The organism is Hamadaea sp., assembly GCF_013362815.1.
In the GTDB taxonomy this organism is placed as follows: Bacteria; Actinomycetota; Actinomycetes; order Mycobacteriales; family Micromonosporaceae; genus Hamadaea.
This window is the reverse complement of the sequence record NZ_JABFVK010000019.1, coordinates 1-12,012: the sequence shown is the minus strand read 5'-3', so window position 1 is coordinate 12,012 and position 12,012 is coordinate 1. Positions and strand designations below refer to the sequence as shown.

General features: G+C 62.4%; 9 protein-coding genes. 3 read left to right on the top strand and 6 right to left on the bottom strand.

Features of this window, described 5'->3' with window-relative positions; translation table 11 throughout:
- Together HOV77_RS11455 and HOV77_RS11450 are read right to left on the bottom strand one after the other, a co-directional pair.
- On the bottom strand, positions 1 to 1,587 hold the full coding sequence (locus HOV77_RS11455) for a nucleoside monophosphate kinase (RefSeq protein WP_290861187.1): 1,587 nt from the start codon (positions 1,585 to 1,587) through the stop codon (positions 1 to 3).
- On the bottom strand, positions 1,554 to 2,696 hold the full coding sequence (locus HOV77_RS11450) for a nucleotidyltransferase family protein (protein ID WP_290861185.1): 1,143 nt from the start codon (positions 2,694 to 2,696) through the stop codon (positions 1,554 to 1,556). The genes HOV77_RS11455 and HOV77_RS11450 overlap by 34 nt, the downstream gene beginning before the upstream one ends.
- A 252-nt stretch (positions 2,697 to 2,948) precedes the next feature.
- On the opposite strand from HOV77_RS11450, the gene HOV77_RS11445 reads away from it, so the two are divergent.
- Entirely contained in the window at positions 2,949 to 4,574 is a 1,626-nt protein-coding gene (locus HOV77_RS11445) for a carbamoyltransferase C-terminal domain-containing protein (protein WP_290861183.1), read from the top strand.
- Between the two features lie 6 nt (positions 4,575 to 4,580).
- Here the strand turns inward: HOV77_RS11445 and HOV77_RS11440 are convergent, their stop codons facing one another.
- Complete coding sequence (locus HOV77_RS11440) at positions 4,581 to 5,504, bottom strand: phosphotransferase (protein ID WP_290861181.1); 924 nt, start codon at positions 5,502 to 5,504, stop codon at positions 4,581 to 4,583.
- Positions 5,505 to 5,647: 143 nt separating this feature from the next.
- Between HOV77_RS11440 and HOV77_RS11435 the strand changes: the two genes are divergently transcribed.
- Positions 5,648 to 6,946, top strand: coding sequence for an ATP-grasp domain-containing protein (locus HOV77_RS11435; RefSeq protein ID WP_290861179.1), 1,299 nt, complete (start codon positions 5,648 to 5,650; stop codon positions 6,944 to 6,946).
- The gene (locus tag HOV77_RS11430; protein ID WP_290861177.1) at positions 6,940 to 8,616 is read left to right on the top strand and encodes a carbamoyltransferase N-terminal domain-containing protein; all 1,677 of its coding nucleotides are present in this window, start codon (positions 6,940 to 6,942) and stop codon (positions 8,614 to 8,616) included. Before HOV77_RS11435 ends, HOV77_RS11430 begins: the two co-directional genes overlap by 7 nt.
- Here the strand turns inward: HOV77_RS11430 and HOV77_RS11425 are convergent.
- From HOV77_RS11425 to HOV77_RS11415, 3 genes are all read right to left on the bottom strand, one after another.
- A complete protein-coding gene (locus HOV77_RS11425) occupies positions 8,597 to 10,006 on the bottom strand; it encodes a hypothetical protein (RefSeq protein WP_290861176.1) in 1,410 nt (469 codons plus the stop codon). The genes HOV77_RS11430 and HOV77_RS11425 overlap by 20 nt on opposite strands.
- A gap of 6 nt (positions 10,007 to 10,012) precedes the next feature.
- The gene (locus HOV77_RS11420; RefSeq protein ID WP_290861174.1) at positions 10,013 to 10,864 is read right to left on the bottom strand and encodes an NAD(P)-dependent oxidoreductase; all 852 of its coding nucleotides are present in this window, start codon (positions 10,862 to 10,864) and stop codon (positions 10,013 to 10,015) included.
- A 74-nt stretch (positions 10,865 to 10,938) separates the two neighbouring features.
- Positions 10,939 to 11,682 (bottom strand): uridine monophosphate kinase, encoded by a 744-nt coding sequence (locus HOV77_RS11415; RefSeq protein WP_290861172.1) that lies wholly within the window; start codon positions 11,680 to 11,682, stop codon positions 10,939 to 10,941.
- Between the last annotated feature and the right edge of the window lie 330 nt (positions 11,683 to 12,012).

Sequence of the window (12,012 nt, the reverse complement as noted above, 5' to 3'; positions counted from 1 at the left end):
TCATTCACCGTTCGTCGCGTGCCAGCCGGTAAGGCGGGCAAGGAGATGTGCGGGGTCCTCTTCACCGCCGAGGAGCAGGTCGGGCGGGAGCAACGTCCACCCTGCGAGGCGTGGCAGAATCTCGTACCAGTCCATGCATTCGGTGCTGGCGAAAGAGCCCTCACCGGCCGGATCCGGCTTCTCGGTCGCCAGGTTCAACAGCAAGCTGAGTTCACGTGAGGAACAGGCGGGAGGCCCGAACCAGATCAACCGCTCGCGGATGGCTTCCAAGGGGCCGGCCGAAAGATGGAATGCGTTGTTCTGAAAAGAGACCTCGCCGCTCAGGGGCAGGGCACCACCATATGCCTTTCCTCGCAGCGAACTCGGCGTCGCCAACCTTGGGTCGGTTGTACCGAGAAGATCGCGGCGCAGCTCTCGCCAGCGTGCGCAGGATGCACCAGGCCGAGCCACGAGACGTAGGGCCGTGACGAACGCTCCCGGTTGGAGATATCCCCGAACAACTCCGGGCATATGGCCGTTGACAGCCCGAATCCAGCTGCCGTCCGGCAGGCGCAGGTCCGCCTGCCATCGACCTGGGCCGACTTTGGCCGGGTGGCTCGCTTCCCACGCGTTCAGCGAGTCGAGCGTGTATTCGTCGGCAATCTCCTGGCCACCTCGGACGGCGGGCTCAAGAAGTGCGGAGGCGTATTGGCTATAGATCCACTGTCGGTCGAAGTGGGCCGCCACCATGCCGGCCTGCTTGAGGTCGCTGTCGGTCCACACCACAAGCTCGCCGATGGTATAGCCGAAGGGAGCCAGGCACTCATCAACTGCGGCCACAAGGTTGGGGCCGTACTCGAAGCCCGGCTTGATGATCATGATGGGACTTACTGGGGTGCTCCCGTCGACTGCGGGAACCCGCACGGAGCGGCCGGGGCGGTCCAGCGCCAGCTTTGCCGCGGACGCGACCGTGGCGCTGTTGGGGTTGGTGAGTCGCCGCCGATGGTGATGAACCACCCGGCTTAGGAGCGTCGCGGACAGCGCTTGATACAGAACGGCGGAGGTCTCGGCGTTCGCGTCGAGGTGCAGTTGGGGCCCGAGGTCTGCGAGTTCGACTAATGTTTCGGCAAGATTGAGCCGATACTGCGCTGACCGACGTCGAAATAGGTCGAGCGAATCATCGGTCCGCAGGTTATGGCGGCGGCGTTCCTGAAAGCGGTCCTCACGCACAGCATCGGACGCCTCGAGCACGATGCTGAGCAGAGGCGCCACGTCGATCTTGCGCAGTGCCGCACCCAGGGGCGGACCACCGTCAAGTATGCAGCCTTGCAGTTCTTGACAGTCCCGCCACGATTCCGTCACCAGCTTGCTGATGAAATCAGCCGGAAAGCCGCGGCGGCCGTCGAAAGCGTTGCGCAGGTCCAAGGGCCAGACGGATCCTCGACTGTCGCGATCAGCTCGGATGAGATCACCCACGCTGATGTGCTTGTAGCCACTCAGCATGTTCTGCAGCGAGGAGCCAAGAGTGCTCTTACCGGTGCATGGCTGACCGACAACGACGATGGGTGCTTCCATTACGTGGTCTTCACGCCCATCCATGCCGTCCATGAGCTGTCGGCGGGCTTCGAAACCTGCGCCAGCGCCGCCATCTCCCGCCCGATCGTTGCGATCGTCGGTGTCGGAATGTCCTCCGCTGGCAAGAGGTCACGGAATCGGGCCAGAAGGGTCGCCACAGGGGCTGACCCCGGAAATACCGCGAATGTGGCCTCGAGCGCATACCTGCAGTGCGTGGCGAAGCCCAACTCGATGGCACGGTCTGTGATCTCATGCGTCGGAACTTGGAGAGTACGCACGAATCTATCCAGGTCGCACAACTTGATCAAGTTCCAGCTCATACCCCAGTCGCGATGCTCCGCATCGGTGGTTTCCCGCACGATATGCAGCGCAAGCTGGAGGAAGGTATCTGGCATGGACGGACGCGCGACCATGACATTGTCGCTGGTGCCCGACCATCCGACGTCGCACGCGGCGGCGTTCGCGATGAGCGGGTCGGCCGGGATCGACCTGCCGCCCTGGCCGGTGGAGCCGATCCTGAATTGGATTTGTGCTATGGAGATGTCCAACGCGACATCGTCGATCTTCCGTATGAAATTCGGCAGGCCTCGCGAGATGAGCAACCACTTACGGAGTTCGCCCTCACGTAAGTCCATGATGGACGACTGCGAGTGGCCATACCGTCCCATGACATAGCCGCCTTCTGCCATTGCGGCGGTCGCGGCTTCGAACGCATCACGAGGTGCAAGAAAATCCAGGTCGTACATCTTACGCTCGGAGGGTCGGTAGCATGGTCCGATCAGCAGTGGACCACCTTTGCCGACGGCGTACGGCACGGCCCGCCGCTGGAACGCCATAACGATCCGCCCCAGCTCGGTCTGAAGCAGTTCATTGCGGCGTAGGTTCACGCGGTGGAGCTGCTTCCAATGATTGAGCAACAACAACGGAAGCCCGCAGGATTCCAGTGCCGCATCGAGCAGATCAAGGTCCATCAGTCGCTGGAGAGCGAGGAATGCAACCTTGTGCCAGAGACCCAGGATAAATAATCGATTCCAGTCGATTTGCTGTGCGGTCATACGTTCCATGATGGAGACGCGTGCTGCCGCGTCGTCGGTCCCGGGATCGCATAGGGCGATTAGCAGGTCCAATTCTTCATCAAGCACGTGAGCCCTCCCCCTGGCCTTACCCTCTACGCGCGGTGCCGCCCTAGTGCTCGATGCATGATCCACCTTCGTGACCGAAATTTCAAGGGCGCAAACGCCTCGTGAGAGCCACCTTCAGAGAGCGGCAGGGTTGCCAAGACCGAGCCCAGACGGCAAGATCGCCGTGCGTCCACCAGTTTCGGGTCCTTCAACCCACGCGGCAGGGCGACCGCTCGGGCTGCCGCGTAAGGTCAAGCGATAGACAGGTGTCCAATGATTATCGGGTTCAATGGCCATCCTGAATTCGGCCACGACTCGGGCGTGGCGGCGATCATCGACGGCAAGGTATCTGCTGTATACGAAGAGGAGCGATTCAGCCGGCAGAAGAAGGGGCGCAAGTCCCTTCCCGTCGCTGCCCTTCGAGCTCTGGCGTCGACCGTTGGCGACTCCAAGGTAGAAGCAATCTGCTATGCAGGTAATCCGCTTCACTGGAACGAGGACCCAGAAGACTACCGCCGTCTCGTAAGTCAGGCGCTGCGCGCATCAGGGCTTCTCGGGCGATTAGAGCAGGCCCCTCCCCTGCACTTCGTCGATCATCACCTTGCGCACGCCTACTCAGGATTCGTCTACCTCCCCGAGCAACGTCGTAACGAGCCGACCTTGCACCTGGTCCTTGACGGTCGCGGTGAAATCTGTTCTGGCGCCGCGTATCGTTCGCACGGCTCCCAGATCGCCCCGATCTGGCATCTGCCTATTCTTGACTCGATGGGCCTGCAGTACGAAGCGATCACCCAGGCCATTGGATTTTCGTGGGGACACGAGGGCAAGACCATGGGCCTCGCATCCTACGGTGCCTTCGATGACGTCCTCGCCCAAGCAGTCAGCCGGAAGTCATCAGGGATGTTGCTCACCGCCGATGAGCTTACTGAGCACCGCGCCGATCGCGGCGCGATCAAAGCGGCTTTCAACGCGACGCGAGCAGGACGCAAACAAGAGCTAGCTGCCCAGCTGTTCGCGCCCCGGGACACCTTCATCCGGCGGGCCGCTGTGGCCGCGGCCGGGCAGGCGTGGCTTGAGCAAGAGGTTCTGGAGATCCTGCAAGGTCTGCTGCGCGAAAATCCGGGCGTTCGCAATGTTGTCATGTCCGGAGGCGTGGCCTTGAACTGTACGGCCAACTCCAAGGTTCAAGCAGTTCTAGATGACGCCGGGATTGAGCTGTTCGTCCCGCCGTGCGCGAGCGACACCGGTCTGGCCCTGGGTGCCGCTGCCTTCCTGGCATTGTCGTCCGGAGGTGATGTTGCGCCGGCCGAGGACGCCTTCCTCGGTATTGACGCTATGAGTGATCTCGACCTGCTGCGGCGGCGCGGGTTTGCTGCACGACGTACAACCGTGGATGAGATCGCCCATCGTCTCGCTCAGGGCGCGATCATTGGCAGAATCGCCGGCCGGGCCGAGATCGGGCCGCGCGCCCTGGGAAACAGAGCCATCCTTTCCACCCCTGCCGGCGTGCGGATTCGCGACCGGATCAATCTGCTCAAGGGGCGTGAGTCGTGGCGGCCACTCGCCCCGATTCTGACGGCGGCGTCGGCGCAGCAGGTACTGACGGGACCAACGGACGCCTACATGCTGCGAACCGCAGACTTGGTGGACGATCCGCGGATGGAGGCTGTCCGGCATGTTGACGGTACGACCAGGGCAAAGATCGTCCAGCCTCACGAACTGGGCCTGGCTGCTCTTATGTCCGCAGTTGCAGCCGAATCCGGGCTCGCAGCCGTCTTGTGCACCTCGTTTAACGGCGCGGGTGAGCCGATCGTGAACTCCGTTATCGACGCGCTGCTCACCGCTCAGCGGCTGGGACTTACCGCCCTGTGCGGCGACGACTGGATTCTGGAGTTGTGAACCGGCTCAAGCGATCCGCAGCGAGACAGAGCTTTCCCTCATCAGTTGAGCGACCGCCGGCAAAACCTTGCGCCAATGTAGTGAATCGAGCGCAACCAGATCACGCAAGATCATCAAAAAGTACATGAGAGAGACGGTCGGCAAGAGTGCCAACTCGTGGTCGTCGAACGGGGTCTGGGCGGCGGCCTGGTATCCGTCGAGGACGGCCACCTGGATTCTAGGTGGTAGGACCACGAGGGTGCCCTCAGCTGAGCGTAACGGTGCGCGCATCATGGCAAGATCGAGTAGCCGCAGGTCATGACGAGCGAACTCAAAGTCGATGAATCGGATGCCGTCGTCGTCGCAGAGGATGTTATCGAAGTTGAGGTCGCCATGGATGTGACCGGTCGAGCACTCCGTGAGTGCCGGGAGGGACGTCTCGCACATTTTGAGCCCCTGTGCGATCAGGTCGAATAGCCCGTCCCGTCGTATCGCCGGGAGCCGCAACAGCTCAAACGCATCAGACAGCCGATTCGCGACGGGCAGTGCCCGTTCGGTCGGCCTGAACGTAGCGTGCATCTCGGCGATCCGTGCGCCGATGGCACGAAGAGTCGTCTCCTCGATCGGCCGATGCATGAAGGGCGGACGGCCTTCGAGGAATTCCTGTGCGGTGATCGTCTGGCTGGCGAAGTGCAGCGGATCGAGCGAACCGTTGATTGTCAGCGGGCGTGGTGCGACCCTCGACCCGACCAGCGCCAGCAGCGCGGCGGATTCGGCCGCACCCCGTGCCATCATCGGCTGAGGCCACCGTTTTACTACAGCCCGTCCACGGTCGCCGTCAAGCAGCATGGCCCGACCGCTGGACCAGCCGCCAGGTAGCTCGACGACGTCTCTTATGTATCCAACACCGTCGATGATGAAGGAGCCGTCGTTCCATGATGGCCAGGTCATCGCGCCACCATAACGGCAGTCGATCTTCCGGGACAATGCGGGTCGGTGATCTTATGTACGCTTCATGGGATCTGCGGCGAGTGCACCCCAGGCTCGGATCATGCCGCAGTCCGTGGTAGCGCCAAGGGAAGGATTCAGCGACGATGAACGAGTCGGCTGACCAGTTGCCGCGTGTGGCTGTGGTCTATGACGTCGGCGCGGCGAGTCCATCAGATATCTGGCGAGCGGCAAGGGGCGTCTGCGATCTCGTTTTCGTTGCCGACGGCAAAGCTGCCGAGCGACAGGGGGTCGACCGTCTTCTACGCCGCCTCGGCGAATTCGTCAATGTCGATGGGCTGTCATCGTACGACGTGGCGGCGGTGCTGGAGCAACGCGGAATAGCAGGCATCACCACCTTCAGCGAGCCACACGTGCGCGAGACGGCCGATTACGCGCAGCGCATGGGGATGGCCTTTCACTCGACCGAAACTGCTCATCGGCTTACGCACAAACCCAGCCAGCGTCGGGTGCTCGCGGAGGCAGGAGTTGATGTCCTGCGTTACCACGTCATCCGGGCGGTGACCGACGTGCAAGAAGCCGTGGCGCATGTCGGCCTCCCCGCCGTGCTCAAGCCGGAGTCGGGGGCGGGCAGCCGAGACACAGTATACGTGGGCGATCGAGCGGCGGTTCATGCCCAGGTGGCACAGTTGCTTCCCCGCTGCGCGCAGCCGGAGGCACTCGTACTCGAGGAGTACCTTGAAGGCGATCCGACCGTGGCCGGACCGGCGTGGGGTGACTACGTCTCGGTGGAGTCGGTAGTGAACCACGGCGCCGTCGACCACTTCGCGTTGCTGGGCAAACTTCCGCTGGCGCCGCCGTTTCGAGAGTCAGGCATGTTCGTTCCCGCAACGATCGAACCGGAGACTCGCCAGCGGATCTTGATTCTGACTGACGAGACGCTTCGTGCTTTGGGGGTAGCGCACGGCGTGGTGCAGACAGAGCTCAAGTTGACCGCGCAGGGACCGCGGATCATCGAGGTGAACGGCCGCTTAGGGGGCTACGTCGCCGACATCGTCCGGCGATCCGCTCAGCTTGATCCAGTCCGGATCGCCTTAGAGGCCGCCCTGGGCCGGCGCGCGAGGCTGCCAGCAGTGACCCTGGCGGGAGTCACCTTTCAATTCTTCATTCCCGCACCGGTGGGATCCTCGCGGATACGCAGTATCGGGCGAGCCGAGAGCACGCCGCTGGGAATCACACGGATCGAGGTCAAGGCCGGCGCAGGGGATGTAGTGGATTCGGACACCGGAACCCTCAGTTACCTCGGTGTCGTCGCTGGACAGGTGCCGTCCCACGACGATCTGGCCATGTTGTGGAAGGCATCGGGCGACCTCTTGAAGATCGAATTCGAAGACGGGAAGCCGGCAAGCGACCGGAACCACGAAGGAGGGGACGAGCTTTGCTGATCTGCGGAGTCAAGGTCTCGCACGACGGCGGTGTCGCGGTCATAGACGGCAACAAGCTTATCTTCAGTATCGAGGTCGAAAAGCTCGCCAACGGCCGACGCTACTCAGCACTGGGCGACCTTGATCGCATCGGCGAGATCCTTCGGAGCGAAGGCATCGAACCTGCAGACGTCGACCAATTTGTCGTGGACGGCTGGTGGGCAGAGGGCGATGGAGACGGCTCGCAGATACCGACGGCAACGGGCGGGCAGCCTATGCAGCTGCCGGTCGCTCCTTATGTCGAGGGTGTGAGATCCCGGGACCCGCTCCATCGCCATGAGTTCACCGCCTTCGATTTTGGTGGCCGGCGGCCTGGTTACGTCAGCTATCACCACGCCAGCAATCACTTGATCGGCGCCTACAGTTCGAGTCCTTTTCCAGCCCGAGGCGAGGACGCGCTTGTCGTCGTGTGGGACGGAGCGATGGTGCCCCGGGCCTATCACGTGGCCGCAGCCGAGCGGCAAGTCCGCTCGCTAGGGCCGCTCTTTCCCCTCGTCGGCAACATCTTTGCCGACTTCTGCGCCAACTTCGAGCCCTACTATCGCGATCGTACGCAGATGACGGTGGCCGAGTATCGGGACTACCATCTCTCGATTGCTGGCAAGGCGATGGCCTACGCCGCCCTTGGTACGGTCGAGGAAGCGGCCTTCTCCGTATTCGACGATCTACTTCGTGGATCTCGGCAGATTTCGCGCGAGACGGCCTTCGATCTGGGCAACAACGTGACCGAGCATCGTTCAGCGCTGCTCCCGGGTCTGTCCGATGCGGACATCATCGCCACCTTCCAAGCGTTCCTCGGCAACACCTTGGTGACTCGGCTGACAGCGCTCGCGCAGAAGGTCTTCCCCGGAATTCAGGTAAACCTCGCGATAGGCGGCGGCTGTGCGCTCAACATCAAGTGGAACAGCGCATTGCGAAAGTCCGGCGCGTTTCGCGAAGTGTGGATTCCCCCGTTTCCGAACGACTCAGGTGCCGCGATCGGAACCGCGGCTTGCGAGATGTTCCGCGAGCGCGGTCAGACGGCGCTTGACTGGAGCGTCTACAGCGGTCCGCGGCTGCGGAGCAGCGAAGTCCCGTCCGGATGGTTGGCGCGGCAGTGCGACGAGCGCGAGTTGGCCTGGATCCTGCATCACGAGGGCGTACCGGTGACTGTCTTGTCCGGGCGCGCCGAACTCGGCCCGCGCGCACTCGGTAATCGCAGCATCTTGGCCCCTGCCACGGATCCGGCGATGAAGGACCACCTAAATCTGATCAAGGGACGTGCGTCTTATCGGCCGGTCGCCCCTATTTGCCTGGCTACCAGCTCAGCCCAGATCTTTGAGCCGGGAGGGAATGACCCATACATGATCTTTGATCATCAGGTGCGGTCGGAATGGCTGGCGCGGGTTCCTGCGATCGTGCACCTCGACCGGACCGCACGTCTTCAGACGATTGAACCTTCAAGCAACACCGCCGCCGCACGAATACTGCTGGAGTACGAGAAGATCAGCGGGATCCCGCTGCTCTGCAACACGAGTGCCAACCACAATGGGCACGGCTTCTTCCCGGATGTGGCGAGCGCCGCGTCATGGGGCGGCACCCGCCACATCTGGTCTGACGGGATGTTGTACGTCAACAAACAAGGCGCTTAGGTTGCGAGGCGATTCTTGCCAGTTCGTCGTCGATCGCGCCGATCACGGTCGCTACGAACTCGTCAAAGTCAGGCTCCGGAACACCCTCGGCACCGTGAAGATTGATTGCATGACCGTCGGCAAGTAGCAGTACGCGAGCGCCCTCGCGCTCGAGGTGCGTTCCGCTCGGATCACTCCACGAACGCCAGCCGCTGTCTTCAGCGGCGGCGGCGATGACCGCGGCGAAGTCGTTCGAAGACAGGCTGGCCAAGACCGCGTCCGGGGCAAGCAAGCCCAGGTCGGAGAGGGTGAGTGCCGGCATTCCCGAACAACCGAAGACATAGCGGTGCTGCTCAGACCTCAATGCCTTCTGGGCTGACTCGTACACAGCGAAGCCATGCCGCTCGGCCAGGGCGCGGCGATCGGCGGATACCTCGGACACTGTGACACGGAAACCGCTCGCCCGAAGGCTCTCGGCAGCGAACGAGCCGATTTTGCCGTACCCGATCAGATGGCAGTACTGGCCCGCCTGTCTGCGATGTGCGAGATACGACTTGAACCCGTGCACGCCGCTGACGGCTATCCAGGCGTTCGCACGTTCCTTCGCTGGACTGTCGGAGAGATTGACCACCTCGTCAGTGAGACCGGCTTCGGTCAGCCTCTTCATGCCCGACGAGTTCGTCTCGATCGCGACGACGCTGCGCGCATGAATGCCCTGGGCCCGCATGACCAGCTGAATCAGTCGTCCCCCGTCGTCGACGAGAACGATGTCGAGGTCGGGCGTGGGCCGGCTGGCGAGCTCATCGGTCAACGAGCGGGTCCAGTCGGAGTCGATCACCGTGCAATCAATCGACCGCAGGTGCGCAATCACGCGCTCGCGATAGCGGGTGGCATCGGGCTTGGGAACGAAGATGATCTGATCGGCCCGCAAGCCGCCGTCGATCAATGACTGGATCATGTTGAGCTTCTCAAGCAGAGCGTGCTCGCGGATGATGATGAGCGCGGAGTCCGGCGGACGATGCGCCCGCCTTGCCGCCTCTCGAAGGCTTGGATTGAGCCGCCGGATCACTGCGAGTTCCGAGCCGGAGAACGGAAGCAGGATTTCGCGAAGCGTGGCACCGACCTCCCTCATCCTCGCGGTGAACGCGGGCGGCCCGAACGCTGCAAGGTTGACGACCTGGTGTGGCAGCTCCGTGAAGAGCTGCCCCACGTCGGCGAGGCTTGGCTCCATGATTACGCGAGCCTCTCCAGCCGTCGATGTAAGGCGCAGTGTCATGTGCTCACGGTGAAGCCCGTAGCTCTCGTCGAGGGCCAGCATCGCGGCACGATGGCAGATCTTTTCGAAGCGTGCGTCTGTCTCCAGGGCGCTGCCAGAGATCCCACCACACGGAATGACGGTGGACACTTCCATGACGGACTATGCCTCCTGAGCGAGCGAGCTGGCGAGGACGCTGAAGTCGCTTTCGCCGTAGCCTTCCGCCTCCAGCTTCATCAACCGGTCGGCGACAAGTCGCAGAAGGTCCAGCTGTACGTCATGTTGGGCGGCCTCGGCCGTCGCGAAACGCACGTCCTTCGAAGCCAGTTTGAGGGCAAAGCGAGGACTGAAGTCGTGAGCGACGATCGCGGGCCCAAACCTTCTGAGCATGGCTGAATCCGCGGAGGAGGTCTGCATGCTGGCAACGGCGAGCTGTTCGTCAACGCCGAGGGCACGTGCGAGGGCCAGGCCGTCGCCCAGCGCGGCGATGTTGGTGATGTGCACGACCTGATTGACAAGCTTCATCGCGCTGCCTGTGCCGACCGTGCCCATGTAGAAGATGTTCGCGGCGACGTCCTCCAGCAGCCCGCGAATAACCGATCCTCTTTCGGGCTCAGGTGCACCGGCCCAAGTGGTCAGGCTTCCCTCCGCGGCTTGCGCCGGCGATCCGGACACTGGTGAATCGACATATCGAATATCTCTGTCATGCAACCACGACGCAATGTCACGTGCTCCGGTCGGATGCCCCGTCGAGAAGTCGACAACCAATGACGTTTGGGATCGGTCGATGCTGGCGAGGACCTCCCGAACATCCTCCGGCCGCGGCAGGCACGTCAACCATCCGTCGACCGCCGTTGCCGGTTCTGTCGGACGGGCTCCCCAGGCCAACGCTTCTCTCGCCGCCGCCGCACCGTGAGCCCCGTTGGTCGGCACCAAGATATCGTGGCCTCGGTCGATGAGATTCTTGGCCATAGGAAGACCGAACCTGCCCAGGCCGAACCAGATGAATCTCACAGATCCTCCCCGCTGCGACCCCGGGTCGCATTCACGTGTCAAACAACAAGTGACGTCCGGCCGGCTTCCTGTGCCTACCGATCCGGCGACTCCACAAGTGTCCCGATGTGCTCACCACCGCAGATCTCGGTGAGCTGATTCAGCACCGCAACATCGAAGACCTTAAGAGTCAGTGAGTTCTCCATCGCCAAGACGAACGCCGCCTGGTCCATCACCCGGATACGCCGGTCGATGACATCCTCGTGCGAAAGCTTGTCCAGAAGGCGGGCGGATGCATCAACTTTCGGGTCGGCGGTCATGATGCCGCTTACACCGTTCTTGGCCACCAGCAGGGCCTCTGCGTCCAGTTCAATCGCACGCTGAACCGAAGGGTAATCGGTTGTGACGAACGGCTGACCGTTACCGCCCGCGAGGATGAGCACCTTTCCCTTATTGAGGTGGTGGTCGGCTCGAAGCCGGATATACGGCTCGGCTATCGACGGGATGGGTATCGCCGTCATAAGCCGAGCATCGTCAACGCCACAATTGAGCAGCGCGCCACGAAGGAAGATCCCGTTCATTACGGTGCCGAGTATCCCGACGTTGTCTCGCTCAGTGCGCGGAATGGTCCAGCCGCTTTCGTCGCCGCCCCGGAAGTAGTTGCCGCCACCGACAACCACGGCAAGCTGATAGCCGGCACCACGAGCTTCGGCCAGACAAGATGCAAGATGGGTGATCACTTCAGGGTCGCTGCCGAACCCCTTCTTGCCGCTCAGCGCCTCGCCGCTGACCTTAAGGACGAATCGTTTCGGGATGAATCTTCTCAAGACCTTCGCCATTCATTCAGGTAAACCGGGGTTCACAGGATTCGAAGGCGGGTGGCGTTGGGCTCACAAACCGCGAACGCAGTCTACACATGATCGCTACCGGTGTACTGAGGCGATCGCACGACGTAGATGATCACTGAACTGGCTAAGAGCTACGACGTTTGCCTCGGTGTACTGAGCTCGAAGGGTCAGTCGGGTGCCCAGCGGCTCGGCGGTGGCCACCAGGGAAACGCCGGGTCGGACCGACACGAGCTGACCTACGGGAACGTCTATCAGCGTCATCTCACTGGGCGACTTCACCGCTCTGCGCCAAACGAAGAATGCCCACGGCACCCGATGAGT